24 protein-coding genes are annotated in these 26,233 nt (G+C 74.3%); 10 read left to right on the forward strand and 14 right to left on the reverse strand.

The annotated features are described in order from the left end of the window. Nucleotides 1-3: 3 nt before the first annotated feature. From GA0070213_RS25695 to GA0070213_RS25710, 4 genes are all read right to left on the reverse strand, one after another. Nucleotides 4-1,998 carry a hypothetical protein gene (locus GA0070213_RS25695; protein WP_091070130.1) on the reverse strand — a complete coding sequence of 665 codons (1,995 nt, stop codon included), beginning with the start codon at nt 1,996-1,998 and terminating at the stop codon, nt 4-6. A 133-nt stretch (nt 1,999-2,131) separates the two neighbouring features. Continuing rightward, nucleotides 2,132-3,136 (reverse strand): glycine betaine ABC transporter substrate-binding protein, encoded by a 1,005-nt coding sequence (locus GA0070213_RS25700; protein WP_091070411.1) that lies wholly within the window; start codon nt 3,134-3,136, stop codon nt 2,132-2,134. Nucleotides 3,137-3,337: 201 nt separating this feature from the next. Next, nucleotides 3,338-4,060 (reverse strand): ABC transporter permease, encoded by a 723-nt coding sequence (locus tag GA0070213_RS25705; RefSeq protein ID WP_091070133.1) that lies wholly within the window; start codon nt 4,058-4,060, stop codon nt 3,338-3,340. Beyond that, nucleotides 4,057-4,743, reverse strand: coding sequence for an ABC transporter permease (locus tag GA0070213_RS25710; RefSeq protein WP_091070134.1), 687 nt, complete (start codon nt 4,741-4,743; stop codon nt 4,057-4,059). Before GA0070213_RS25710 ends, GA0070213_RS25705 begins: the two co-directional genes overlap by 4 nt. Before the next feature lie 2 nt (nt 4,744-4,745). Here GA0070213_RS25710 and GA0070213_RS25715 point away from each other — a divergent pair, with 2 nt between their 5' ends. After that, nucleotides 4,746-5,738 carry an ABC transporter ATP-binding protein gene (locus GA0070213_RS25715; RefSeq protein WP_091070137.1) on the forward strand — a complete coding sequence of 331 codons (993 nt, stop codon included), beginning with the start codon at nt 4,746-4,748 and terminating at the stop codon, nt 5,736-5,738. Nucleotides 5,739-5,781: 43 nt separating this feature from the next. Here the strand turns inward: GA0070213_RS25715 and GA0070213_RS25720 are convergent, their stop codons facing one another. The 7 genes from GA0070213_RS25720 to folP form a co-directional block, all read right to left on the reverse strand. Next, nucleotides 5,782-6,273 carry a hypothetical protein gene (locus GA0070213_RS25720; protein WP_091070139.1) on the reverse strand — a complete coding sequence of 164 codons (492 nt, stop codon included), beginning with the start codon at nt 6,271-6,273 and terminating at the stop codon, nt 5,782-5,784. An 82-nt stretch (nt 6,274-6,355) separates the two neighbouring features. Next, nucleotides 6,356-6,658 carry a hypothetical protein gene (locus GA0070213_RS25725; protein WP_091070141.1) on the reverse strand — a complete coding sequence of 101 codons (303 nt, stop codon included), beginning with the start codon at nt 6,656-6,658 and terminating at the stop codon, nt 6,356-6,358. Between the two features lie 62 nt (nt 6,659-6,720). Beyond that, nucleotides 6,721-7,956 (reverse strand): ABC transporter permease, encoded by a 1,236-nt coding sequence (locus tag GA0070213_RS25730; protein WP_091070143.1) that lies wholly within the window; start codon nt 7,954-7,956, stop codon nt 6,721-6,723. Nucleotides 7,957-8,074: 118 nt separating this feature from the next. Further along, the gene (locus GA0070213_RS25735) at nt 8,075-8,563 is read right to left on the reverse strand and encodes a DUF3180 domain-containing protein (protein WP_175441506.1); all 489 of its coding nucleotides are present in this window, start codon (nt 8,561-8,563) and stop codon (nt 8,075-8,077) included. A gap of 38 nt (nt 8,564-8,601) precedes the next feature. After that, on the reverse strand, nt 8,602-9,129 hold the full coding sequence (folK, locus tag GA0070213_RS25740) for a 2-amino-4-hydroxy-6-hydroxymethyldihydropteridine diphosphokinase (RefSeq protein WP_091070148.1): 528 nt from the start codon (nt 9,127-9,129) through the stop codon (nt 8,602-8,604). Next, the gene (folB, locus tag GA0070213_RS25745; RefSeq protein ID WP_091070150.1) at nt 9,126-9,485 is read right to left on the reverse strand and encodes a dihydroneopterin aldolase; all 360 of its coding nucleotides are present in this window, start codon (nt 9,483-9,485) and stop codon (nt 9,126-9,128) included. The genes folK and folB overlap by 4 nt, the downstream gene beginning before the upstream one ends. Next, nucleotides 9,482-10,369: a dihydropteroate synthase gene (folP, locus tag GA0070213_RS25750; protein WP_175441495.1), complete on the reverse strand. Its 888-nt coding sequence runs from the start codon at nt 10,367-10,369 to the stop codon at nt 9,482-9,484. The genes folB and folP overlap by 4 nt, the downstream gene beginning before the upstream one ends. 359 nt (nt 10,370-10,728) lie before the next feature. Between folP and GA0070213_RS25755 the strand changes: the two genes are divergently transcribed. From GA0070213_RS25755 to GA0070213_RS25785, 7 genes are read left to right on the forward strand one after another with little or no spacing between them, the layout of a single operon-like run. Beyond that, nucleotides 10,729-11,043 carry a hypothetical protein gene (locus tag GA0070213_RS25755; protein ID WP_091070155.1) on the forward strand — a complete coding sequence of 105 codons (315 nt, stop codon included), beginning with the start codon at nt 10,729-10,731 and terminating at the stop codon, nt 11,041-11,043. Nucleotides 11,044-11,057: 14 nt separating this feature from the next. Beyond that, on the forward strand, nt 11,058-11,420 hold the full coding sequence (locus GA0070213_RS25760; protein ID WP_089157613.1) for a hypothetical protein: 363 nt from the start codon (nt 11,058-11,060) through the stop codon (nt 11,418-11,420). Nucleotides 11,421-11,469: 49 nt separating this feature from the next. Continuing rightward, the gene (locus GA0070213_RS25765) at nt 11,470-14,832 is read left to right on the forward strand and encodes an ATP-binding protein (RefSeq protein ID WP_091070157.1); all 3,363 of its coding nucleotides are present in this window, start codon (nt 11,470-11,472) and stop codon (nt 14,830-14,832) included. A gap of 1 nt (nt 14,833) precedes the next feature. After that, nucleotides 14,834-16,774: a hypothetical protein gene (locus GA0070213_RS25770; protein ID WP_091070160.1), complete on the forward strand. Its 1,941-nt coding sequence runs from the start codon at nt 14,834-14,836 to the stop codon at nt 16,772-16,774. A gap of 3 nt (nt 16,775-16,777) precedes the next feature. Next, a complete protein-coding gene (locus tag GA0070213_RS25775) occupies nt 16,778-17,329 on the forward strand; it encodes a hypothetical protein (RefSeq protein ID WP_091070162.1) in 552 nt (183 codons plus the stop codon). After that, nucleotides 17,326-18,501 (forward strand): M23 family metallopeptidase, encoded by a 1,176-nt coding sequence (locus GA0070213_RS25780; protein ID WP_091070165.1) that lies wholly within the window; start codon nt 17,326-17,328, stop codon nt 18,499-18,501. The genes GA0070213_RS25775 and GA0070213_RS25780 overlap by 4 nt, the downstream gene beginning before the upstream one ends. Before the next feature lie 10 nt (nt 18,502-18,511). Beyond that, nucleotides 18,512-19,111 (forward strand): hypothetical protein, encoded by a 600-nt coding sequence (locus tag GA0070213_RS25785; RefSeq protein WP_091070167.1) that lies wholly within the window; start codon nt 18,512-18,514, stop codon nt 19,109-19,111. Between the two features lie 7 nt (nt 19,112-19,118). Here GA0070213_RS25785 and GA0070213_RS25790 read toward each other — a convergent pair whose 3' ends face one another. Continuing rightward, on the reverse strand, nt 19,119-19,676 hold the full coding sequence (locus tag GA0070213_RS25790; protein ID WP_091070170.1) for a hypothetical protein: 558 nt from the start codon (nt 19,674-19,676) through the stop codon (nt 19,119-19,121). A 214-nt stretch (nt 19,677-19,890) separates the two neighbouring features. Here GA0070213_RS25790 and GA0070213_RS25795 point away from each other — a divergent pair, with 214 nt between their 5' ends. After that, complete coding sequence (locus GA0070213_RS25795) at nt 19,891-22,416, forward strand: FtsK/SpoIIIE domain-containing protein (RefSeq protein ID WP_175441496.1); 2,526 nt, start codon at nt 19,891-19,893, stop codon at nt 22,414-22,416. Beyond that, a complete protein-coding gene (locus GA0070213_RS25800; RefSeq protein ID WP_091070175.1) occupies nt 22,416-23,117 on the forward strand; it encodes a hypothetical protein in 702 nt (233 codons plus the stop codon). Before GA0070213_RS25795 ends, GA0070213_RS25800 begins: the two co-directional genes overlap by 1 nt. Before the next feature lie 65 nt (nt 23,118-23,182). On the opposite strand, the gene folE is transcribed toward GA0070213_RS25800, so the two are convergent. Then, nucleotides 23,183-23,800 carry a GTP cyclohydrolase I FolE gene (gene folE / locus GA0070213_RS25805; RefSeq protein ID WP_091070177.1) on the reverse strand — a complete coding sequence of 206 codons (618 nt, stop codon included), beginning with the start codon at nt 23,798-23,800 and terminating at the stop codon, nt 23,183-23,185. Nucleotides 23,801-23,883: 83 nt separating this feature from the next. Then, on the reverse strand, nt 23,884-25,890 hold the full coding sequence (gene ftsH / locus GA0070213_RS25810; RefSeq protein WP_091070180.1) for an ATP-dependent zinc metalloprotease FtsH: 2,007 nt from the start codon (nt 25,888-25,890) through the stop codon (nt 23,884-23,886). Between the last annotated feature and the right edge of the window lie 343 nt (nt 25,891-26,233).

The raw sequence follows: 26,233 nt of genomic DNA on the forward strand, positions 1-26,233 counted from the left end.
CGGTCAGCGCCAGCGGTCGGCGTGGTCCCCGGGCGGTTGCCCGTAGGTGCCCGGCTCCGGCCGGCGCCACTCCGGCTCGGGTTGCCGCCACTGCGGCTCCGGCTGCCGCCACTCCGGCTCCGGCCGGCGCCATTCCGGCTGGCCGCTGCGCTGGGTCGGCGGTCGCCACTCGTCCGGCACCGACACCCCACCGGCCGGCAACGCCGGCGGACTCTCCGGCGACCGGCCGGCGCCGTAGGACGGCTCCGGGTCGTGCCACGGGGACGCCGAGCCGCCGTACGACGGCTCCGGGTCGTGGCGCGGCGAACCGCCGTACTCACCGGGGGCGCCCCGGATCGCGGCCCACCGGTCCTCCACGCGGTACTCGGTGCCGTCGCCGTCCGCGTGCACCGCGGCCCGCCGCTCGCCGACCCGGTACTCCCGACCCTGACCGTCGTCGCGGACCGCCGCCCAACGGCTGCCGGCCCGCAGTTCGGACCAGTCCTCGCCGCCCGGCTCGACGGATGCCACCCGGCCGGAACGCTCCACCGGCACCGCCCGGCCGTACCGCTCGTCCGGCTCCGCCCGGCCGTACCGCTCGTCCGGCTCCGCCCGGCCGTACCGCTCCACCGGCTCCGCCCGGCCGTACCGCTCCACCGGCTCCGCCCGGCCGTCCGCCTCCGCCCGGCCGTACGGCCCGGCCGGCGCCGGTGGCTCGTCCACCGGCCACGCCCGGTCGTCGCCGGCGGACCAGCCGTCGTCCGCCGCCCGCGACGGCCGGCCCCGCTCCTCCGCCACGGCCCTGCCGACACCCGACCAGGGATGTTCGCCACCGGCCCGGCCGGAGCCGTCGCCGCCCCACGAGGAACCGTTCCCGGCCCACCCGGAGCCGTCCCCGGCCCACCCCGAGCCGTCGTCGCCGGCCCGCCCGGAACCGTCGCCGGTCCACCCGCCGCCCGACCCGCCCGCCCGGGAGCCGTCGTCCCGCGAGTGGTCGTCGTGCGCACCACCGGGCCAGGACCGCTCCGCGCCGGAGGCGGCCCGGAGGCTCCCGGGCCAGCCGTCCGGGTCGGCACCGGACCGCACACGATCGTCCCGGCCGGCGTCCCGGTACTCGGCCGGTTCCGCGCCGCGCTGCCGGTCCTCCGCCTGCGGCGACCAGCGTCCGGAGAATCCGCCGTACCGGGAACCGGACGGCTCGCCGCCGCCCACGATGGTGTGCCGCGTGGTGACGTGCACGGTTTCGGTGTGGTGGACCACGCCGACCGGACGCGAAGCCGGCCGCGCCCCCGGCTCGGGGGCCCGGGCCGCCCCGTAGACGCCGGCCGAGGCGCGTCCGGCGGGCCGGGCCGGCTCGGCGGCGTGACCGGCGAAGCCGGGGTGTTCCTCGTCGTGGTCGGCCGACCGGTCGCGCCCCGCGCCCCGCGGCTCGGGGCGTGCCCGGCCCTCGGCGGCGTACCCGTCGGCGCCGGTCCGCTCGACGTCGTGCCGGCCCGCCCGCGCCGGCTCGGCCCGCTGGTCGGCGCCGTAGCGGCCGCCGGGCTCGTGCTCGGCACGGCCGGTCGGATGCGCCGGACCCGCCTCGTACGCCCCGGCCAGCGGCACCCGGGCCCGGCCGCCCGGCCGTTCCTCGGCGGGCGCGGCGGCCAGGCCCGCGGCCGCCGCGTCGAGCCGGTGGCGTACCGCGCCGGCCGCTTCCTCCGCGCGGCGCGCCTGGTCGAGGGCCTGGTTGCCGCGCTGCGCGGCGGCCACGATCTCGGCCCGCAGCTCGCGGCGGAGCTCTTCCAACTCCTCGCGCAGCTCCTCGGCGTCGGCGCCGTTCTCGGCCCGCAGCGCGATGGAGAGGCCGATCAGCACCACGGCGAGGATCGCGAGCACCGCACCGAACCGGAGCGTGCCGTTGCCGTCGGCGATCAGCAGGATGAGCGCGGCCAGAGGCGCCAGACCCACGCCGATCCAGAACAGGACGGTCAGCAGCGTCGGGGTGCGCTTGTCGGCGGGGGCGACCGAGGCGGGCATGGGAGTGCAGAGTACCGAGAGTTCCACCGGAGGGGAACGGGTCGACGCGCTCCGGTGCACGGACCGCTGAGCGTGCTGCCGCCCGGCTGGGACGCCGCCGGCCGGCCGGTGCGACCGGCCGGCGGCGGGTGGGTCAGCTCGTGGCGAGCGCGGCGTCGGAGGAGAACACCAGGCCGACGCTGGCGGAACCGGTCTTGAGCGCGTTCTTGGTCTGCGGGCCGCCCGCGTCCAGCGAGCTGAACGAGCCGGCCTTGAAGTCGTAGACCTCGACGAGGCCGGCCTGGCACTTCGGCCGCTGCGGGCACTCCGGCGGACCGGCCAGGACGGTGGCCTGACCGGAGCACTTCGCGGCCAGGTCGGAGAGGGTGGACACGCCGTACTTGTCGGCGAACGCCTTGGTGACCGCGAAGGCGTTCTGGTCCTGCGCCTGGGACGGCTGGCCGAACACCAGACCGGCCTTGTCGCCCTCGGTCTTGAGCGCCGAAACCGTCTTCTCCAGCTCGGGCGAGGAGACCGGCTGCGCGTCCTTGCCGTTGGCCTTGGTGTTGAGGAACTCGGCCATGGTCGCGGCGTACTCCGGGACGACCTGGACCTGCCCCTTCTCCAGAGCCGGCTCGTAGAGCTCACGGTTGCCGATCGTCTGCACCTTGACCTGGTAGCCGGCCGCGGTGAGGGCGATCTTGTAGAGCTCGGCGACCGTCTGGCTCTCGCTGAAGTTGCCGGCGCCGACCGTCACCTGGCCGCCCGGGCCCTTCTCGATGCCGTCGGTCACGCCGTTGGCGGCGGCGAACTCCTGCGCCGCCACCTGGGGCGTCTTGCGGTCGACGTCGACGGCCCGGTTGAGCTGGATCAGCTTGGGCGTGTCGAGCTTCGCGGAGGCCTTGTCCAACGCGGCGACCAGCTGCGGGGTGGCCGCCTTCGCGTTGATCGCGGGAAGGACGTTGTCGGTGTTCTGGAGCTTCTTGTCGTCGGTGAGGACGACCAGCTGGTCACCCGCCACCGGGGCGCAACCGGCGCCCGAGGCGCCCGCCTCGGGGGCGTCGGTGCCGGACGAGCCGGCGTCGCCGCAGCCGGTGAGAAGGCTCGCCGCGACGAGGGCGCCGAAGGCACCCGCGGCCAGCCGTGAACGTGCGCGCATCAGGTGCCCGCCTTCCGTGTCCCGGCGCGACCCCTTCGGGCCGGCCGCGTGTCCGACGGGCGATCCGAACGCCGCCCGCGACTCCACCCAACATCCTCACGGACCCCACCGACAAATTCGGAGCGAATTTCGTCATCCGATCGTCACCGGGCGGCCGCGCGGCGGTGACCGCCGTCTCAGCGCCTCCCCTGGGCGGGTGCGTCAGCCCCCCGCCGTGGCCGCGGCGGCGCGGCGGTTCGCCCGCCGCCGGGCCCGGCGCAGCGGACGCGGCGTGACCATCCGCTCCACCACCGCGAGTACGCCCTCGACCAGCATCGCCAGACCGGCCACCAGGACGCCCCCGGCGATGATCTGGCCGCCGCCGGCCGCGATGTCGAGGCCGAAGCCGGCCCGGATGATCTGGCCCAGCCCGCCGCCGTTGACGAAGGACGCAAGCGCGGCGGTGGCCACCACCTGCACGGCCGCGGTCCGGAAACCGGCCGCCAGGTAGGGCACCGCGAGCGGCAGTTCCACCCGGCGCAGCACCTGCCCGCCGGAGAGCCCCATCCCGCGCGCGGCGTCCCGGGCCTCCGGGTCGGCCTGGCGGACCCCGGTGTACGCGTTCGCCAGCAGCGGCGGCACCGCGAACACCGCGAGCGCCACCACCACGGACGCGCGGCCGAACCCGAGGAAGGTCAGCGGCAGGATGGTGAGCAGGGCCAGGGTCGGGATCGCCAGGGTGACGTTGGAGACCAGCAGCACCAGCCCGCCGCCCCGGCCGCTGTGTCCCAGCCAGAGGCCGACCGGCCAGGCCACCAGGCAACCGAGCAGCACCGCCAGGGCGGACATGCTCAGGTGCTCGCCGAGGCGGTCCAGCACCCCGCCGGGATTGGTCCAGTTCAGCGGATCGTTCAGCCAGGTCACGGCCGCCTGCACCGGGTTCATGAGATTCTCCCGCGCAGCCACGGGGTCAGCAGCCGACCGACCCCGGCCAGGATCAGGTCGAGCACCAACGCCAACAGCACGCAGAGCACGGTGCCGGTCATGATCTGCGCCTTGTAGAAGTTGTTCTGGAAACCGGCGAAGATGAGCTGCCCGAGCCCGCCCCGACCGACCACCACGCCCACCGTGACCAGCGCGACCGTCGACACCGTGGCCAGCCGTACGCCGGTGAGGATGCCGGGCAGCGCCAGCGGCAGCTCGATCCGGAACAACCGGCCCCACCGGCCGTAGCCCATGCCCTCGGCGGCCTCCCGCACCTCGGGTGGCACCTGGTTCAGGCCGGCCAGCGTGTTACGCACGATGACCAGCAGCGCGTACAGCGCCACCACGGTGAGCACGGTCGCCGCGCCGATGCCGAGGTAGGGCGCGAGGAAGGCGAACAGCGCCAGCGACGGGATGGTGTAGAGCACCCCGGTCAGCGCCAGGATGGACGCGGCCAGCGACCGGAACCAGTACGCTGCCACCGCGAGCGGCAGCGCCACCAGCGCGGCGATCACCACGGCCCGGGCGGTCAACCAGGTGTGCTCGCGCAACGCGGCGAGGATGCTGTCAGAGTTGTCCCGCACGTACTGCCAGGAGAACCACGGATTACCCGGGGCGGCCCGGTAGCTCAGGTGGAGGAACACACGTGGACGTTACCCCGGGGAGCGACACCGGTCACGGCGCCGCCTCGATCACGCTGGAGCGCATCCGCAAGCGCTACCCGGACGGCACCGAGGCGGTCCGCGAGCTGAGCCTCGAGGTCAAGGCCGGCGAGCTGGTGGTGCTGATCGGCCCGTCCGGCTGCGGCAAGTCCACCGTGCTGCGGATGATCAACCGGCTGATCGAGCCGACCGACGGGCGGATCCTGCTCGGCGACGACGACGTCACAAGGGTCGACCCGGTGACGTTGCGGCGCCGGATCGGCTACGTGATCCAGAACGTCGGCCTGTTCCCGCATCAGACCGTGGCCGCGAACGTGGCGACCGTGCCGGGGCTGCTGGGCTGGTCCCGGGACCGGACCCGGACCCGGGTCGACGAGCTGCTGGAGCTGGTCGGCCTCGACCCGGCGCAGTTCGGCAGGCGCTACCCGCACGAGCTCTCCGGCGGCCAACGGCAGCGGGTGGGTGTCGCCCGGGCGCTCGCCGCCGACCCGGTGGTGCTGCTGATGGACGAGCCGTTCTCGGCCGTCGACCCGATCGTCCGGACCCGGCTGCAGGAGGAGTTCCTCCGGCTGCAGGCCGAGGTCCGCAAGACCATCGTGCTGGTCACCCACGACCTCGACGAGGCGGTGCGGCTGGGCGACCGGATCGCGGTGCTGTCCGAGGGCGGCGTCCTGGAGCAGTACGACACCCCCGCCGCGCTGCTCGGCTCGCCCGCCTCGGCGTTCGTCCGCGAGTTCGTCGGCGCCGACCGGGGCATCCGACGGCTGGCGGTCACCCCGGTGACCCACGCCGCGCTCGACCCGATCCCGGCCGGCGACCGGGCCGGCCTGCCCACCGTGTCGCTGGGTAGCTCGGCCTACGACGCGCTGGGCGCGCTGCTCACCTCCGGCGCCGACCGGGCGGTGGTCACCGAGGACGGCCGACCGGTCGGCCTGCTCACCCGCGCCCGGGTGCTCGCCATGGGGGCGGTGGACTGATCCCGGCCCGCCCGACCTGGCCGGGCTGACGATCCGGCCGGGATCAGGCTCGGCCGCCGAGGCTGGCCAGGCCGACGATCCAGCCGGCGAAGAAGCCGTACGTGACGCCGGCGCTGGCGGCCTGGAAGGCGGCGTAGAGCGTGCCGCCCGGCCCGAGGAGCGTGGCGAGCAGCGCGGCGACGCCGGCCGCCAGGGCGTACGCGCCCCAGCCGGAGAGGAACTGGCTGCCCGAGGCGGCCACCCGGTCCACCTGCGGACCGGGCAGCAGATAGAGCAGCGCCGCGGCCGCCACGATCAGCAGGATCGCCCGCAGGTTGGCGGTGAGCAGCCCTTCGTCCGCGTGCCACCGCCAGGCCGGCCAGGCCAGCAGCCGCAGGAACCAGCCGCCGGCGCCGGTCGGGTCGGTGTGGCCCTGCGCCCAGCCCACGTACATCGGGCTGCCGCCGACCGCGACGAGCAGGAACGCGGCGAGCGTGCCGGTGCCGGCGGCCGTGCCGTACCGGCCGACGGTGCGGGGGCGGTTGGTGAGGGCCATGGAACGGTCAGTTCCCGAGCCGCCGCGCCGGGCAAACCTGCCCCACCGCGCGACCGCCGCCGGCCGCCGGACGGCCACCGGATCAGTGCTTCATCAGGTAGTCGATGAAGGCGGCGCGCAGCAGCGGCGCGGACTCGTCGTAGCCGTGCCCGGTCAACTCGCGCCACAGCGCGTTGGCCTCGTCGATGGTCGGCCCCACCGAGTTCGGCGCCCCGTCCAGGGCGGCGGCCTCGTCGGCGTTCGGCAGGTGCCGCAGCACGGACCAGAAGAACCCCACGTCGCGACGCTCCCGGGCCAGGTGGAACGCCTGCTCGCGCAGCTCCTCGGTGGAGAGCTTGTCGAGCTCGTCGAAGGTACGGCCGCCGGGGGCAGGAGTCTCCGTCATGCCGCCGAGCCTAACCGGCGAGATCAGCTCCGGCCCGCCGGACGCGACGCCCCCGGCCGGCGTCAGCGGTCGTCGGCGTCCCAGCGTCGCGGCTCGCTCTCCCAGCGCGGCGCCTCCCACGCGTCGACGGGCGTGTCGGTGTCGGTGCGCATCGGCAGCACCGACGGCCAGGTGTCGGCCGGCTCGGGCGCCGGCGTCATCGCCCAGCCGCTGCTGAGCGTGCCGTCGCCGGTGGGCCGCTGCGGCCCGGACGCGCGCGGGCCCGGCGGCGCCGGGCGGGGTCGGCCGAACGCCTCCACCAGGCGGGTGACCAGCAGCCCGACGCCGAGGGCCGCGCCGCCCACCGCCCACCGGCTGACCGTCCAGTCGTGCGCCACCGTCCAGGCCAGGAACACCACCACCAGGCAGACCGAGAGCAGGGCGCCGAAGATGCCGCCACGCCGGCCGTACGCGCTGGTGCCGCCGAGCAGCACCGTGCCGACCGCCAGCACCGACCAGTCCAGGCCGGTGCCCGGAGCGACAGTGCCGTCGCCGTTCGCGGCGATCAGCATCCCACCGAGCATGGCCAGCACCGTGGAGCCGACGAGCGCCAGCGCGGTCACCGAGGCGGCCACCGCGCCCCGTCGGCGGGCCGGGTCGGCGACCGGACGGAACCGGCCGATCAGCCGGCGCACCGGTTTGATCGCGCCGAAGAGGCCACCGAGGACGGCCACCGCGGCGAAGCCGACGAAGAGGTAGAGCGCGGCGCGGCGCGGGTCGTAGTCGCCCTGGACGGTGACCGGGGCGGTCCGCCGCTCCAGCCAGACGATCACGCCGGCCGCGCCGGCCAGGCTCGCCGCCCAGCCGGGCACGTGCAGCACCACCACGGCCAGGGCGAGCGCCAGCCCGGCGACCGCCGCCACCGCTAGTGCAGGGAGCAGCACCTCGCGGGCGCCCCGGTCGCCCTGCTCGGCGTAGTGCAGCGCGGCAGCGAGCGCGACCGGGCCGATCGCCAGGTTCACCGCGGCCGCCCGCAGGCTCAGACCGGCGGCCAGGGTGAGCAGGCCGAGCCCGGCCACGTCGACCAGCAGCGTCTTCAGCGCCCCGCCGCGCAACGCGTCCGAGTCTTCCCGCCAGAGCAGCCAGGTCACCGCCGCCAGCCCGGCGAGCAGCGCGAACTCCCAGACCACGTGCACCGCGATCCGGTCCCGGCCGGGCTCGCCGTGGGTCGGGTCGTCGAAGACGTTCTCCAGTACCGCGGCGGGCACGCCGGACGACGTCTCCGGTGGGACCGTCCGGCCCGACTGGTCGTACCCCATTGGCCCGCGCCTCCCAGGTGGCCGCGTCCGGCCCACTCCTCGGGCGGACCGGCGGCGGCCGTCGCTCTCCGGTCGCCAGGGACGGTACCTGCGGGCGCGAGGTGGCGGAACCCTCGGATCAGCGGCGCCCGCGCGGCGTCTCCCGGTCGCCCGGCTCCCGGTCCTCGTCGTCCTCCTGCTCGGGCACCCGGCACGAGCGCTCCAACCAGAGTGCGGCCACGACCAGGGCCAGCGAGGCGACCAGCCCGGCCACCGCGGCCGGGCGGTCGCCGACGGCGGCGTTGGTCCGCTCCACGAACAGCCAGCCGGTGAGCCCGGCGTAGAAGCCGGTGAAGATGGCTCCGGCCAGCGCGGACGCCTTGGCGAGCACGACGAACCGGGCGACCAGCAGCGGGTTCACCGGTTCCCGGCCGGGCCGCCGCTCGATCCGGCTGCGGGTGTTGGCCGCCGCGTAGCCCTCCAGCACGGCCAGCCCGGCCAGCGTGATCACCGGCAGCCAGGGCAGGTCCGGCGCGAAGTCGTAGTAGAAGCCGCTGATCAGCAGCCAGGCCACCGCGGCGGCGGCCAGACCGGCCACCACCAGCGTGGAGACCCGGGTCGGACCCATCCGGAAGCGGTCGGGGTCCTGCGGGTTCCGGGCCGTACTCATGCGTCCGACTCTAGCGTCAGATCGGGTCGGGGGCTCAGTTCCAGGGCGTCGCCGGCCAGCGGCTCGGCGTTGAGCAGGTCGGTCAGCCAGCCGTGCCCGGGCAGCCGGCCGTGCGGCTCGATGTCGATCCACGGCCGCAGCACGAAGGCCCGCAGGTGGGCGCGCGGGTGCGGCAGGGTCAGCTCGGGGTCGTCGACGAGCACCGGCTGCCCGGCGTCGTCCCAGACCGCGATCACGTCCACGTCCAGCGTGCGCGGCCCGTACCGGCGGGCCGGGTCGCGGGTCCGCCCGGCCGCCGCCTCGGCGGCCCGGGCCCGGGCCAGCCAGTCGCCCGGCGCGGCCGCCGGGTCCGCGACCATCACCGCCGCGTTCAGGTACGCGGGCTGCTCCGCGTCCCCCCACGGTGGAGTCTCGTAGACGCCGGAGACCAGCAGCACCTCGTCGCCGAGCGCGGCCACCGCGGTTCGCAGGTGGTCGAGGCGGTCGCCGAGGTTGCTGCCGATCGACAGCACGGCCCGGGTCACCGGGTACGCCGCATGGTGACGGCCACGTCCCGGAAGGCGTGCGGGATCGGGGCCTCCGGCTTGTGCACGGTCACCGTCGCGGCGACGACCCGCGGCTCGGCCAGGCAGATCGCGAGCAGCCGGTCGGCCAGCGTCTCGATCAGGTTCACCGGTTCGCCGGTGACCACCGCGACCAGCCGTTCGGCCAGCTCGCCGTAGTGCACGGTGTCGGTCACGTCGTCGGAGCGGGCGGCCGGGCCCAGGTCGAGTTCGAGCACCGCGTCGACCACGAACTCCTGCCCCTGGGCGCGCTCGAAGTCGTAGACGCCGTGCCGGCCGTGCGCCCGCAGGCCGGTCAGCTCGATCCGGTCGGTCATCGGTGCCCTCCGGTGCCGGCGCCGGCCGCCCCGGTCCGCGTCGTGGTCGCCAGCCGCGGGCGGCCGGTGGCGCGCCAGACGGCGAGCGCGTCGGCGGTGCCGCGCACGTCGTGCACGCGTACCCCCCAGGCGCCGGCCGCCACGGCCAGCACGCTGGTCGCGACCGTCGCGGCCTCCCGCCCGGCGGTCGGGCGCGGATCGCCGGCCGGGCCGGCGAGCAGCCGGCCCAGGTAGGACTTGCGGCTGGAGCCGAACAGCACCGGGAAGCCGAGGTCGACCAGCTCGGGCAGGCGGGCGCTGAGTTCCCAGTTGTGCGCGGCGGTCTTGGCGAAGCCGAGCCCCGGGTCGACGATGATCCGGTCGGCGGCGACCCCGGCGGCGAGCGCCGCGTCGACCCGCCGGCCCAGCTCGGCCCGGACGTCGGCCACCACGTCGGTGTAGGTGGCCAGGTCCCGCATCTCACGGGAGTGCCCCCGCCAGTGCATGAGGACCCAGGGGCAGCCGGCGTCGCGGACCACCCGGGCCATGTCCGGGTCGGCGAGGCCGCCGGACACGTCGTTCACCACGTCCGCCCCGGCGGCGAGCGCGGCCTCGGCGACCCGGGCCCGGCTGGTGTCGATGCTGACCGGGATGCCGGCGGCGCTCAGCTCGCGGACCACCGGCGACACCCGGGCGGTCTCGGTCTCCGCGTCGATCCGGTCGGCGCCGGGCCGGGTGGACTCGCCGCCGACGTCGACGAGGTCCGCGCCGGCCGCGCGGAGTCGCACCCCGTGTGCGACGGCGGCGTCCAGATCGGCGTATCTGCCGCCGTCGGAGAAGGAGTCGGGGGTGACGTTGAGGACGCCCATCACCACCGGGGCATCCGCTCGTACCAGATCGGTCACGGACCCGACAGTACCGTTCGCCGGCAGGGCTTCCGGCCACCGGGCGAGCCCCGGATCCGGCAGCCCTGACGTGCGCATTGGAACAGGTGTACGATGGGACGTCCGGGTCGTTCCGGGTCCACTCTTCGCGGCTTGTCGCAAAGGTGGCCGGCCCGTACGCTTTGGAATTGCCCAGCATCGAGATGGCGAAGCCTGGAGGGAGGGCCGAAGCGGGACGAATCCGCCCAGGACTCACCACCCTGTGTGGCGAGTGACGGACTCAGCGTCGAGTGCGCTGTTCCCGACGAGCACCATCCCGCCAGGCTTGCCTAACTGCACCACCGCGGCACCGCCGGCCGCGACCTTTGGGGAGGTTTCCAGTGATCGCCATCGAGCTCATGGCAACGGCGTCGACCGCCGTCGACCACGCGCTCCACACCCTGGCGTCGACTCCACTCGCCGAGCCGGCCCCGAAGGGCATCGACACCGACAACGTCGTCACCTTCTTCGCCAGCAAGGTCGCGCCGATCCTGCTCGCCGTGCTCGGCGTGATCTTCATCGGCCGAGCCAGCCGGGGTGAGATCTCCAAGGTGCTGACCAGCTCGGCCATCGCCATCATCGGGTTGGCCTTCATCGCCGGCGCGGCCACACTCTTCTTCGTCGGCGACTACCTGATCAACCTCATCTTCGAGTAGGGCGTTGGGCGACGATGCGGCTGCGCACCGACGACGACATCTACCGGGCACGCCTGGTCTACCTGGGCCCGCCCGGCTACACCCTTCCCGTCCACCTGCCGTACGCCCAGTACGGCCTGTTCATGCTGCTCGTACCCCTCTACGTGTTCATCCACTGGTTGTTCACGCTCCAGGTCGAGCTCTTTCCCGCCTGGGAGATCTCGCTCGCCATCGTGACGACCTCGTTCATCTTCCGGTACGTCGACCCGGACCGGCCGGCGCGCATGGTCATCCGGACCGCGCTGACCGACTGGCGACGCACCCGGGAGCCGGCCGCCGAGCTGCGGGACCCGCGCCTCGTCGCGAGCCGGATCAGGATCCGGGAGGAACTGGCATGACCGGGCGTACACCGACGGTGCAGACGAACGACGCGGGTGAGGCGGTCGCATGAGTCGCTCTTCCACGCCGGGTTCCCCGGCCGGGCGCCCGGGCGGGCCGCCCGGTCACCGTGCGCGATCGTTCGACTACCCGGACGTCGAGGAGGTGGACGAGGTCGTCCTGGACCCGGCGCTGGTCACCAGCCCCGGGCACGGTCGGGTCGGCGTCTTCCAGCCACCTCGCCCCCTCGCGGCACGCGGCGCGGAACCGCGCGAGCCGGTACGCCCCGACGGCGACATCGACTCACCCTTCCTCGACCTGTTCGGCGGCGCGTCACCCCGGGTCCGTCGCCCCGCCGTCCCGCCGGTCACGCCTGCGGAGCCGGTGGTGGCACCGCCCCGGCGGGGAGTGGGCCGTGACGCCCTGCCGATCCCGCACCAGCCCGTCGCGCCGGTCGAGCCGGCGCCCCCGGTCGAGCCCGAGCCGCCGGTCCGCGAGCAGACCCCCGGCGTACGCGCGGTCGGGCGGCCCCGGCCGGAGCCCGCGATCGCCGCGCCTCCGACGCCGCCCGCGATCGACCCGCCGCCCGCGACCCGCAGCCGGGTGCCGCTCCAGGCCGGCGACCGGCTGCCGGCGCTCCGGCCCACCGCCGAGCCGGAGCCGGCCACCGAGCCCGTCGCGGCGCCGGCACCCGCCCACCACACCGAGCGGCGGGAGCCGGAACCCGAGCCGGTGGACGCGTACCCGATGCCGGCCGCGCCGTCGCGCGAGGTCGGGCGGCCGGCGCACCGGGAGGTGACACCGCCCCGGCAACGCTCCGCCGACCGCCGCGACAAGCCGGCCAAACCGGTCCGGGTCCGCGCCCCGAAGATCAAGTTCGGTGACCGGGACCCGTCGGTCGAGCTGGCCATCACCGAGATCGCCGGCCACCTCACCTTCACCCCCAACACCGTCACCGCGTGGTATTGGCTGCCCGAGGTGCGCTGGGCGTTCCGCCCGGACGCGGAACGCGAGGCGCTGCTCTCGGCGATCTCCGAGCAGTACGCCGGCCTGGCCGGCTTCCGCCTGCACCTGCGCCGCACCACCCGCCCCTTCCCCGCCGACGAGTGGGCCCGCACCATCGACGGGCTCACCGCCGCCCCGCTGCCCGACGTGCCCGGCACCACCGGCTGGGCCGACCACCTGGTCGCCGCCCAGCGGCACCTGATGTCGGTCAACCATGCCGAGGGCCAGACCTACCTCGGCGTCACGTTCGCCCGCCGGTCCCTCGGCGACTCGCTCACCGAGCGACTGCTGCGCACGTTCGGCCGGGGCACCGCCGACGGTGAGCGGCGCCGGCTGGGCCGCACCGTCGAGCAGTTCGACGAGGTGCTCGGCGCGTTCGGCATGCGCGGTCGGCGGGTCAGCGCGCCCGAGCTGGAGTGGCTGCTCTACCGCTCGGTGGCGCTCTGCATGGCGCCGCCCGGCGTGCTCTCCCCGATCACCAACGGCCGGTGGGAACGCGGCGACCTGCTGGCCCTCACCGAGCAGGTCGAGCGCTACCGCACGCCGTACGGCTCGACGGTCAAGCTGGTCAACCGGATGACCGGCGAGGAACGGCACGTGGCGGTGCTCGCGGTCGGCCGGATGGAGCCGCTGGAGATCCCCGAGCGGCACGAGCCCTGGCTGCACTTCCACGAGCGGCTGCCGTGGCCGATGGAACTGTCCACCCGGGTCGACATCCTCGGCCCCAACGACTCCTTCCGGAACCTCGAACACCGGCTCCGGATGATCCGCTCCCAGCAGCTCGACTACGCCGAGCACGGCATCGACGCGCCGCCCGAGCTGGAGCGGCTGGCCAAGCGGGCGCTGGTGATCGGCGACGAGATGACCACCGGGCTGCCGGTCGACTCGGCCCGCGCGCACGGCTGGCACCGGATCGCGGTCGGCGGTCGCACCCGGGAGGAGTGCCTGGAACGGGCCCGCCGGCTCATCCAGCTCTACTCCCGCGAGCTGCGGATCTCGCTCCAGCATCCGAAGAACCAGGATTGGCTGGCCCGCGAGTTCATCCCCGGTGAGCCGATCGCCAACACCGGCTACGTGCGGCGGATGCCGGTCAACCTGCTCGCCGCCGCGCTGCCCCAGGCCGCCAGCACCGTCGGCGACCGGCGCGGCGACCTGATCGGCCGCACCGCCGGCACCTGCCGCCGCCCGGTCTTCCTCGACCTGCACTTCCCGATGGAGGTCCGCGAGCGATCCGGCCTCGCCGTCTTCGTCGCCGAGCCGGGCGGTGGCAAGTCCACGCTGCTCGGCGCGCTCGGCTACCTGTCCGCGCGGCGCGGCGTGCAGGTGACGCTGCTCGACCCCTCCGGCCCGCTGGCCCGGCTCTGTGCCATGCCCGAGCTGGCGCCCTACTCACGGGTGCTCAACCTGACCGGTTCCGAGCAGGGCACGCTGGCGCCCTACGCGCTGATCCCCACGCCGCTGCGCAGCGAGTTCACCACCGGGCCGGCCGGTGACCGCGAGTTCGAGATCGCCGTCTCCAACGCCCGCGCCGAGCGCCGGATGCTGGTGCAGGACATCTGCATGATGCTGGTGCCGCCGCAGGTGGCCCGGGAGGCGTCCACCGCCACGCTGTTCCGGCACGCGGTGCGCCAGGTGCCGGCCGAGGAGACGTCCACCCTGGACGACGTGGTCACCTGCCTCCAGGGCCTCGACGACGACGCCGGGCGCGAGCTGGCGAACCTGCTGCTCGACACCGCCGAGATGCCGCTGGCCATGCTCTTCTTCGGCCGGCCGCCGGAGGGGCTGCTCGGCGCCGACGCCGCGCTCACCGTGATCACCATGGCCGGGCTCCGGCTCCCCGACCTCAAGATCGAGCGGGAATACTGGTCGGCCGAGGAAGCCCTGGCCCTGCCGATGCTGCACACCGCGCACCGACTCGCGGTCCGCCGCTGCTACGGCGGCTCCATGTCCTCCCGCAAGCTCGTCGGCCTGGACGAGGCCCACTTCATGGAGGGCTGGCGCTCCGGTCGGTCGTTCCTGGTCCGGCTCGCCCGCGACTCCCGCAAGTGGAATCTGGCCGCGCTCGTCGCCTCGCAGAACCCGAAGGACATCCTCGGCCTCGACGTGCAGAACCTCGTCTCCACCGTCTTCGTCGGCCGCATCGCCGAGGACAGCGAGATCGCCTCCGAGGCGCTCCGGCTGCTGCGGGTGCCGGTCGACGACGGCTACGAGGCGACCCTCGCCTCGCTCTCCCAGGCCGACAGCGGCTCGGCGAACCGGCTCGGGTTCCGTGAGTTCGTCATGCGCGACGTCGACGGGCGCGTGCAGAAGGTCCGGGTCGACGTGTCGTACGTCGACGGGCTGCTCAAGCACCTGGACACCACCCCCGCCGCGGTCGCCCAGGCCGCCGGGCAACTCCCGACCGTGCTGGCTGACCTGGAGGCGTGACATGGCGAGGGCCCGGGCACGGATCGCGGCGCTCCTCATCGCTCTCGGCGTACTCGCCGGAGCCACGATCTCCTGGCCGCTGATCGGCGCCACACCCGCGTCCGCGGCCGGCCCGACCAACCAGGCACGGGCCGAGCTGTGCAGCACCAAGGAGTGGCAGACCGACTTCCGGACCTGCGTCGGTCGACTCAAGGCGGTCAGCGAGGACCAGGTCGAGTGCCGCAACGCGCCGGTCCCCGGCGCGCCGGACTCGGGCCTGGCCGGCTGGTTCGCGTCCCGGCCCGACTCGGCCAAGCAGCCCGGCCCCAAGGGCCTCTACAGCGACTACGGGTACGCCGGTTACAGCTACACCACGTACGACGTGGACGGCGGCTGCGCCTCGTCGGTGCTCCATCCGGACTACCGCTTCACCACCATGGTGGCGAACGGCGAGTTCATGTTCGCCAACGCGGTGATCGGCGCGTCGAACGCGCTGCGGGAACGCGCATGGGATCCCCGGACCATGTGGCGCTGGGCGGACCCGCTGGTGGAGCAGGCCACCAAGGCGGTCTACCAGAAGGTGTTCAGCGTCTTCGGGATCATCACCATCTGCGTGGTGGGCCTCTACCTGCTCTGGCGCTCCCGCCAGTCGGACATGAGCAACGCGATGACCACTGCCGGCTGGGCCATTCTGGTGATGGTGGCGGTGACCGCGTTGGCCGCCTGGCCGGTGAAGTCCGCGAACATCGCCGACAGCACGCTGATCACCACGCTCGGCGTCGTGCACGACGCGGTCGGCCCTGCCACCAGAGACATCCCGCCGGACAAGTGCGTCCTGCCCAACCCGAGCGCCTGTGTCGACAAGCGTCCGCCGGCCGTGCGGGCCAGTGACACCGCGACCGAGACCATGCTCTACCGCAACTGGCTGCGGGGCGTGCTCGGCTCGGCGGACAGCGCGACCGCGAAGAAGTACGGCCCGGCCCTCTACGACGCCAAGTCGCTGACCTGGGTGGAGTCGGAGAAGCTCCGCCAGAACCCGGCGACGCGTGAGGCCACTATCAAGGCCAAGCAGCAGCAGTGGGCCCGGGTCGCCGAGCAGATCAAGTCGGAGGACCCGGAGGCGTACGAGTATCTCCAGGGCACCAAGGACATGGACCGGATCGGGGCCGGCTTCATCGCGGTCCTGGCCTCGCTGCTCTTCGCCATGTTCGACCTGACCGCGTCGGTGCTGGTGCTGCTCGGCTTCCTGATCTTCCGGTGGGCGGTGATCGCCGCGCCGATCCTCGGCACCGTCGGCCTGATGCGCCCGGCCAGCGCCGGGCTGCGCCGGCTCGCCAACGCCGTGGTGGCCGCCGTGTTCAACATCGCCATCTTCGGCACCGGCGCGGCCATCTACCTCTTCGCCGTCGATCTGATCATGAACACGGCCACGCTTCCCGGCTGGCTCCAGGTGGTCCTGGTCTGGCTCTGCGGCGTGGTGGGGTGGCTGCTGCTGCGGCCGTACCGGCGGATCACCCAGCTCGGCGGCAAGGACAGCAGCGAGGCGGTCAGCTCGGCCGGCTCCTGGCACCGCCGGTTCTTCCGCGACATGCGGGTCGCCGCACGGCTGGACGTGGCCGAACCCGGCGGCACCAACGAGCCAGCACTCGGCCGGCGGCGTGGCATCGCGGCCGACCAGCGCAGCCTGCGGCCGGAAGCCCGGCACGAGGATCCGGCGCACGCCGCCACGACCGTCGAACGGGAACGCCCGGACGGGCGGGAACGGCCGGAGGAGGCGCCCGCGACCGAGCGCCGGGGTGGGCGTCCCACCGCCGCTCCCCGACCGCGCCGGGCACCGACCACCTGGACCGAGCCGGACGTGCCCGAGGAGGCACCCTCCTACGCCGTCTACCGGCCGGACTCGGCGGACCGCGGCACGCCCGCGGCGCGGCCGGCGCCGCGGATCCGCTCCGAGGCCAGGTGACACGTGCGACGGGCGGTGGAATTCCTCTTCACCCGGGTCCTGCGGTCCCGGCTCGGCGTCGCGCTGGTGATCGCCGTCCTGGTCTTCGGGGTGATCGGCGCGGCCCGGCTCGTCTCCGGGCCCGGCGAGCCGGGCACCGGCGTGGCCGTCCGCCCCACCCAGCCGATCAGCACGGCGGACCCGGAAGCCGGTGAGGACGGGGTGCTGTCCAGCCCGCCGGCCGCGGTCGCCCCGCGGACCCGCCCGGGTGAGCCCACGCCCCAGCAGGTCGCCGCGCGCTTCACCACCGCGTGGCTGACCGGCCCGGGCAGCACCGCCGAGGCCTGGCAGGCTCGACTCCGCCCGCTGTCCAGCCCCGCGCTGGTGGAGAAAATGACCGGGGCCGACCCGGAGACCGTCCCCGCGCAGCGGACCACCGGCCCGCCGACGCTGCGCCCCCGCACCGAGTCCTTCGTGGAGGCGTCCATCCCGCTGGACAGCGGCACGCTCCGGCTCGAACTGGTCGCCCCGGACGGACCGTGGCTGGTGGACGCGGTCGATTGGGAGCGCTCGTGAGCACCGGGCCGGCCGTCGTCGCGCGGGCTCGCCGCAAGCTGCGCCTCGGCGTGCTGGCCACCGCGGTCACCGCCGTGCTCGCGCTGCTCTGCTGCGTCGGCGGCGCCGGCGCGTTCCTCCTCACCGAGCTGGGCGGCGACCCGGAGGACCCGAAGCTCGCCGGCCTGAGCTGCGACCCTGCCTATCAGGTGAACCTGACCGGGGACATGCCGCACTTCGCCGACTACGGCGAGAGCCAGCTGCGCAACGCCGCCGTCATCATCAAGGTCGGTCAGGACATGAAGCTCCCCGCCCGCGGCTGGGTGATCGCGCTGGCCACCGCGATGCAGGAGTCCGCCCTGCGGAACCTGGCCAACAGCACGGTGCCGGCATCGCTGGCCCTGCCGCACGAGGGGGTCGGCGCCGACCACGACTCGGTGGGCCTGTTCCAGCAGCGGCCCGGTTGGGGCAGCGTCGAGCAGCGGATGACGCCCTCGTACGCGGCCCGCAAGTTCTACCAGAAAATGGCGAAGGTGCCGAACTGGCAGCAGCGACCGCTCAGTGTGGTGGCCCAGCGGGTGCAGGTCAGCGCGTTTCCCGACGCGTACGCCAAGCACGAGGGCCTGGCCGGGCGGATCGTCGACGCGCTCGCCGGTGGAGCGGCCCGGACCGTCGAGATCGCCGGTAAGGCCGTCTGCGACGCCGCTGCCGGCACCCGGATCGCCGCCTCCGGCTGGACCGCGCCGCTGCCCGGCGGCGTGGTGTCCGGCTTCCGCACCGAGGCCCGCCCGAGCCACGACGGCGTGGACCTGGCCGCCGGCAAGCGGACCCCGATCCACGCCGCGTCGGCGGGGCGGGTGCTGGTGTCCAAGTGCGACCCCGACCACGCCGGTCGGCGGGACTGCGACCGGGACGGCTGGCCGGACAAGGGCGGCTGCGGCTGGTTCGTGGACATCCTGCACGCCGAGGGGTTCATCACCCGCTACTGCCACATGATCGAACGACCCCGGGTCCGCCCGGGCCAGCAGGTCGCGGCCGGCGAGGTGATCGGGCTCTCCGGCACCAGCGGCAACTCCTCCGGCCCGCACCTGCACTTCGAGGTGCACCACGACAGCGACCGGTCCAGCCGCAGCGCCGAGAACCCGGTGCCGTTCATGCGCGAACGGGGCGCGCCCCTGGGCGAGACCGAGTGAGGTCCCGCCGATGAGCAACCCGCTTCCCGATCCCTTCGCGGACCGGCCCGACTGGGCTCCGCTGCCGCCCCGCCCGATCGACGTCGTGCCCGCCGTCGGCGGGGCGGAGCTACGCGGTCGGCGTGTGCTGGTCGGCCTGCCCGGCCTCGGCTGGCGCGGTGACCTGCGGGCCGACGAGCGGGTGGTCCAGGGCAGCCGCACCTACGTGCCGGTCATCCCGGAGCACGAGTGGTACCGGGCCGAGTCCGAGCAGGTTGAGGTGTTCGCACCGCTCGTGCCGGTGGAACGCGTCTGGGTCGAGACGGTCGGTGAACGCCGGCCGCCCCCGGCTCCCACCGGGTCGAGCATCCGGCTGGTCTCGCTCGACGTGCCGACCCGCCGTCCGCCGACGCCGGTGTTCGAGGCCGACGCGGTGACCGGTCGGCGGGTGGTGCACGTGGACGGCGGCGCGGAGCGACGCGACCTGCGCGCGGTCACCGAGACCTACTCGGGCGCCGACGGCGACATCTGCGTCCGGGTGGCGCCGGAACTGGAGTGGTACCGCTGGGCCTGGCGCGGCCAGGCGCCCACCACCCTGGAAGTGCCGGTCCACCTGCTCTGGCTGGAATAGACGGACCTCAGGCGGCGCGTCGAGCCGCGCATACACCCCAGCTGTCCCCGCGCCTCGTCTCGAACCGCCAGCCCTGCCGGTCGGTCTGCGAGACGCCGTCGACGGAGGCGGAGATGATGAGTTCGACGTCGACCGCCGCCACGTCGCCGGACTCTCGGGCGGTCAGCGGACCCCAACTCACCGAGATTGTCGTTCCGAACCGCTGTTCCCTGGCCACGAGGTCGTCCCGGAGCGCCCGCACACCGTCCAGGTCTGCCCGCCCGCCACAGGTGTACTCCTCCGCTTTGATGTCGTTGCGGTCCATCAGGAAGGCCCGGAGATAGTTGTCCACCACCACGTCCGGGGCGCTGCGGTCCGGGGCGGTCGCCCGGTCGTACAGCACGAAGCCGACCACCGCGCCGCCCGCGCAGAGCAACGCCACCACCCCCGCGACGATCGCGAGCACGGTGCGCAGCGGGCGCTTCGGCCGCACCGGAGCCGGAGCGGGCGCGGGAGGCGCCATCTGCTCCGGCGGGGTCCGCTGCGCCGGTACGCGGGAGACCTGGGAACCGGCGGGGGGCTGCACTGATTCCACCTCCTGAGGCTATCGGCTGCGCGCCGCGTACCCAATGCCTCAGAACTGGCGGATCGTGGCGAACCGCCGGGCGGACGCCGGCCGGCGGTGGGGTGAGGCTGCTCACCGCCGGGCAGCTCACCGCGCCGACCGACATCCCGGTGGACGGCTGCCGGCTGGGTTACCGTCACAGCTCGGGGGGAAGATGTCGGCCTCGGGAAGAGAGGTGGACGCGGTGGCTACTCCGAAGGCGCGTGCCGGCCGGGCCGCCGCGCTGCACCGCAGGGTCGAAGCCGTGGCGACGGCGGCGGCCGGCATCCTCGACGAGATCCGGCCCGCGCCGGCGGACCACCACCGGCAGTACGAGTTGGCCGAGCGCCTGCGTGCGGCGGCCGAGCAGGTGGCACCCGGTTGGGCCGGCGCGCCGCTGGAGACGTTGACGGCGGCCACGCCGCCGGGCGATGGCCCGCCGACATGTGTCCGGGTCGGCGCCGCCGCGCCGCTGGACGACGCCCGGTTCCCCGCGCTGGTGCCCCTGTTCGGCAGCGGTCACCTGAGCGTCGACGTCGACGCCGCGGATCCGCGGGTGGCGGGGCTGCTCCGGGCGCTGCTGCTGCGTCTGTTCGCCGCGACGCCGGCGGGCGCGTTGCTGGCCCGGGTGGTCGACGGGGGCCCGGGTGACACGTTCGCCGGCTTCGCGGCGCTCGCCGACGCGGGCCTGCTGCCGCCGCCGGCCACCGACCTGGCCGGGTGGCACGCGGTGCTGGCCGAGGCGGAGCAGTGGGTGGCCGCGGGCACCGCCCGGCAGCGCGGTCACGATCGCACGCTGCTGCTCGTGGTGGCGTCCCTGCCGGACGGCGCGGCCCCGGCCGACCTGGAGCGGCTCGCCGACCTGGCCGATCGGGGGCCACGTGCCGGGCTGCACCTGGTGGTCGCCGGCTGGCCCGTCGGCGGTGCGCTGCCCCGGGCCACCCCGCTCGCGGTGCGCACCGCGTACGCGCTGGTCGGTGACCCGCCCGCGGCCGGGTTCAGCAGTCCGGGCACCGAGTCGCCGGGCGGGTTGAACTCGCCGGTGTTCGTGGACGAGGATCCGCCGGCCGAGCTGGTGACCGAGGTGTGCCGGCGGCTGGCCCGACAGATCGAGGACGGTTCCCGGCTGGCCCTGGCCGACCTGCTGCCGTCGGACGGGCTGTGGACGGTCGGCTCGGTCGACGGGCTCAGCACCACGGTGGGTGACGCGGCCGGGCGGCCGGTGAGTCTCGGCTTCACCGAGCTGACCCCGCACTGGCTGGTGAGCGGCCGGTCGCAGGCGGGGCGGTCGGCGTTCCTCACCGACGCGTTGTTCGGGCTGGCCGCCCGGTACGGCCCGGACGAGTTGGCGCTCTACCTGACCGACCTGGGCGACGGCGAGTCCTTCGTGGAGTTTCTGCAGACCGAGCGGGACCGGTCCTGGGTGCCCCAGGTGCGCGCCGCCGGGATGGCCGCCGACCGGGAGTACGTCGCGGACCTCTTCGGCGAGCTGGAGGCGGAGGTGCGCCGCCGCGAGGAGGCGTCCCGGCGGGCCGGCGGGCAGCGGTACGCCGAGCTGCGCCAGCACCAGTCGTTGCCCCGGATCGTCTGCGTGATCGACAACTTCCCGCTGGTGCTGCGCGAGCGGGACCGGCTCGCCACCGACCTGCTGGCCCGGCTGGACGCGCTGGCCCGCGCCGCCCGCTCGTACGGGATCCATCTGGTCCTGGCCGGCGAGGGTGACCTGGGCATCGGCGGCCCGCGTGATCCGCTGCTCGGGCAGTTCCCGGTGCGGGTGGCGCTGCCCGGCGGCTCGGCGGTGCTGGAGCCGGCGAACGACTCGGCGGCCGGCCTGCCGGTGGGCAGCGCGGTGGTCAACACGGCCGGTGGGCTGGGCGGTCCGCGCGGCGCGACCCGGGGTCACGAGCGGATGATCCGCTTCCCGGACCCGTACGGGGATCCGCAGGTTCTCACCGAGCTGCGGCGGCGGCTCTGGTCGGCGCGGCCGGAGGGGTCGGTCCCGCCGGTGGTGTTCGCCGGTTACGCCCGCCCGCTGCTCGCCAACGATCCGCGGCACCGGGCCGCGCTGGCCGGTCGGGTCCACGCGCCGGCCGCGCTGCTGGGCCGCGCGGTGGACGTCCGGCGCAGCACGGTGGCGGTGCCGCTCGGGCCGGGCGCCGGGCGGAATCTGGCCGTGCTGGGCCGCGACGAGGAGGCGGAGCGGCTGCTGGTCACCGCGGTGCGCAGCGCGGCGGCGGCGCAGCCGGAGCCGGGGCGGTTCGTGCTGGCACCGCTGGCGAACGGGTCGGCCGAGCCGGCCGGTGTGCTCGCCGCCGAGCTGGCCGGGCGGCACCGGGTGGAGACGGTCGACGCGGCCGGGCTGCGGGCGGCCATCGAGTCGGGAGAGCCGGGTTACCTGGTGGTGTTCGGGTCGGACGTGCCGGACGCCACCGAGCTGCCGCCGGAGTTGCTGCGCTCGCTGCTGCTGGAGGGGCCGCCGGCCGGCCGGCACCTGCTCGGCTGGTGGCGCACGCCGGCGCCGCTGGCCGGGTTGCTCGGTCCGGACGGCGCGGTGGACAAGCTCACCGCCGTGGCGGTCACCGACGTGCCGGGGGGCCGGCTGGAGCGGCTCTTCGACCGTCCGGTGTGGTGGGAGCCGCGCCCGGGACGCGCGGCGCTCTGGGACGGTCCGGAGGAGCAGGGGACGGTCTTCGTGCCGTTCGGCACCGGGGAGGCGGCCTGATGACCGAGACTCCGACGGCGGTGCCGGGGCCCCGGGTCGGTGACCCGACCGTGGCGGTGGACCCCGCCGAGTCGGCCTGGGCGGAATATGTCGCGGCCGCGCGGCAGCTCGACGGGGTACGCCGGTCGGCGGCGACCGCCGCCGGGGAGCAGGCCCGGTCGGTGGCGGCGGCCCGTGCGGAGCTGACCGGGGTACGCGAGCGGTTGGCGTCCCAGCAGTCGCGGCTACGCGATCTGGGGGTGCCGGCGATCTCCCTGGTCCCGACCCCGCCGGAGGTGACCGAGGCGGCCCGGTCGATGGCGGGTGGGCCGTCCGCCGTGCTGGCGGCGTTGCGCTCGGCCGGCGGCTGGGCGGACGCGGCGGACGACACGCTGTCCGCGCGCGGACTGCCCCGCCTGGCCCGCTGGCCGTCCCGTCCGCGCAACCTGCTGGTGTACGGGCCGGTGGCGCTTGTGGTGCCACTGCTGCAGCTCATCCTCCACGCGGTCGCCGGCCCGGGCCCGGTGACCGTGCTGGCGCTGCTGGTGGGGCTGCCGCTGCCGGCGGTCTCGTTCATGCTGGGCTGGCTCGCGGTGGGGCGGGTCTTCCGTCCGCGTCCGACCGACCGGGTGGACCGGACACCCCGGTTCGGCGCCCTGGTCTGCCTGGTCCCGGCGGTGCTCACGGCCGCCGGCCTGCTGCTGGCCGTGCTGCCGGGCTGACCGTCCGAGAATGGCGACGGCCGCGCCTCCGCCGGTGGGAGCGCGCGGCCGTGGGAGCCGTCGGGTCAGCGGTGCATGATCAGGGCCATCGCCTCGGCACGCGACTTGGCGTCGTTCTGCAGCCCGCCGCGGACCGCGGAGGTGATGGTCTTGGCGCCGGACTTCTGGATGCCCCGCATGGCCATGCACATGTGCTCGCACTCGAGCACCACGATGACGCCGCGCGGGGCGAGGCTGGACATCAGCAGGTCGGCGATCTGCGAGGTGAGCCGTTCCTGCACCTGGGGTCGGCGGGCGAACACCTCGACCAGCCGGGCCAGCTTGGACAGGCCGGTGATCCGGCCGTCCGGCCCGGGAATGTAGCCGATGTGCGCGCTGCCCCGGAACGGCAGCAGGTGGTGCTCGCAGAGGCTCATCACGTCGATGTCCCGGACGAGCACCAACTCCTCGTGGTTGGCCTCGAACGTGGTGCGGAGCACCTGCGTCGGGTCGACGCGCAGGCCGGCGAAGAGTTCGGCGTACGCGCGGGCGACCCGGGCGGGTGTCTGCTGGAGGCCGTCGCGGTCGGGGTCCTCGCCGACCGCGATGAGGATCTCCCGGACGGCTTTCTCGATCCGGGGCAGGTCGACGCTCTCCTCGACCGGGCCACCGGTCAGCTTGCCGCTGATCAGGCGCGCGGCCACGTAGTCGAGCGCGTCGTCCCCGTCGGGCTCGGTCGCGGAAACGGCCGGCTCCCGGTGAGGGGAGCCGGCCGTCGGGTCGCTGCTCAGTGCGTACCGTCCGAGTTGTTGCTGGATCCGCCGACCGAGATGCCGTCGGCGGTGGCCTGCTTCTGCAGCGCGTCCTTCTCGGCCGGGGTGAGAACCGGCGGCTCGGTGGAGGGCTGGCGCTTGCCGAAGCCGTGGTAGGGCGCCATCGGCGGGCGCTTGACCACCCGGGCGGCGATCCGGGCCATGTCGGCGGTGGAGAGGGTTTCCTTCTCCATCAGCTCCAGGACCATGTTGTCCAGCACGTCCCGGTATTCCACCAGGATTTCCCAGGCCTCGTCGTGGGCCAGTTCGATCAGCGCGCGCATCTCGCTGTCGATCTCGGCGGCCACCGAGTCGGAGTAGTCCCGCTCGTGGCCCATGTTGCGGCCGAGGAACGGCTCGTCGCCGCTGGTGCCGTACTTGATCGCACCGAGCTTGGAGCTCATGCCGTACTGGGTGATCATCGCGCGGGCCAGCTGGGTGGCCTTCTCGATGTCGTTGCCGGCGCCGGTGGTCGGCTCGTGGAACACCAGTTCCTCGGCCGCCCGGCCGCCCAGCGCGTACGCCAGGGTGTCGATCATCTCGGCCCGGGTCTGGGTGTACTTGTCCTCGGTGGGGAGGACCAGCGTGTGACCCAGCGACCGGCCGCGGGACAGGATCGTCACCTTGTGCACCGGTGCGGCGTGCGGCAGCGCCCAGGCGACCAGCGCGTGCCCACCCTCGTGGTACGCGGTGATCTTCTTTTCCTGGTCGCTCATCACCCGGGTGCGGCGCTGCGGACCGGCGATCACCCGGTCGATCGACTCCTCGAGCGAGTCGTTGGTGATCGCCCGCTGCTCCTTACGCGCGGTGAGCAGCGCGGACTCGTTGATCACGTTGGCCAGGTCGGCGCCGGAGAAGCCCGGGGTACGCCGGGCGACCGCGTCGAGGTCGACGTCGGGCGTGAACGGCTTGCCCTTGGCGTGCACCCGGAGGATGGCCTTGCGGCCCTCCATGTCGGGGGCGTCGACCGGGATCTGCCGGTCGAACCGGCCCGGGCGCAGCAGCGCCGGGTCGAGGATGTCCGGCCGGTTGGTGGCGGCGATCAGGATGACGCCGCCCTTGGTGTCGAAGCCGTCCATCTCGACCAGGAGCTGGTTGAGGGTCTGCTCCCGCTCGTCGTGGCCGCCGCCCATGCCGGCGCCACGGTGCCGGCCGACCGCGTCGATCTCGTCGACGAAGACGATCGCCGGGGCGTTCGACTTGGCCTGCTCGAACAGGTCACGGACCCGGCTGGCGCCGACACCGACGAACATCTCGACGAAGTCGGAGCCGGAGATGGAGTAGAACGGCACCCCGGCCTCGCCGGCCACGGCGCGGGCGAGCAGCGTCTTACCGGTGCCGGGCGGACCGAAGAGCAGCACGCCCTTCGGGATCTTGGCGCCCAGGGCCTGGTATTTCGCCGGGTTCTGCAGGAAGTCCTTGATCTCGTGCAGTTCCTCGACGGCCTCTTCCGCCCCGGCCACGTCCGCGAAGGTGGTCTTCGGGGTGTCCTTGGTGATCATCTTCGCCTTGGACTTGCCGAAGTTGAGCACCCGCGAGCCGCCGCCCTGCATCTGCGACATGAAGAACAGCAGCAGGAGCACGAGCAGCGCGATGGGGAGGAGATTGACCAGCAGGCTGACCCAGATGCTGTCCGACGACACCTTGGTGTCGACCGCACCGGTGATCCGGTCCGCCGCCTCGGCCTCGCGGACCTGGTTCCAGACCTGGCCGCCGACCTCGTACGGGAACTGCGCCTCGATCTTGTCGGTGTTGGTGTCGCCGAACTTGGCCTTGTCCTTCAGGTCGAGCTGGAGCGTCTGCTCCTTGTCCTGGAAGACGACCTTCTCGATGCCACCCTTATTGAGCTGGTCGAGCGCAACGGATGTGTCCACCCGGTGGTAGCTGGGACCAGCGGTGAACAGTTGACTGAGCACAACGGCGCCGAGGATGACCAGGATGATCCAGACCACCGGTCGGCGGAAGAAACGCGTACGTTCCATGCTGTCGTCGGGCGCCGAGGCGCCCGCATCCTCCTGATCGACGTCCTGACCGTCTGAATGGTGTCGCCGCCTCGGGCGGCGGCCGGAGCCGCCGTGCGGGCCGGCCCGACCCCCGGGGCACGCGAACTGCCGCACCACGGTCATTCGACGGTACACCGTACGGGCGAGGTGTGAGCTTGTGAGCCCGGCACTTACGCGTAGGGCGAACCAGGGTTTGAGCCGGCGTGGCGGGGAGCTCCGCACCCGACCCGCCCATGCCGCACGGTCTTGCGGCTCGAGGGGTCGGGCGTGGAGGGTGCCTCCACGTCACCGGCCCCTACCGTAGACCGAAAGACTGAGAGCC

The organism is Micromonospora humi (genome assembly GCF_900090105.1).
GTDB classification, from domain to species: Bacteria; Actinomycetota; Actinomycetes; order Mycobacteriales; family Micromonosporaceae; genus Micromonospora; species Micromonospora humi.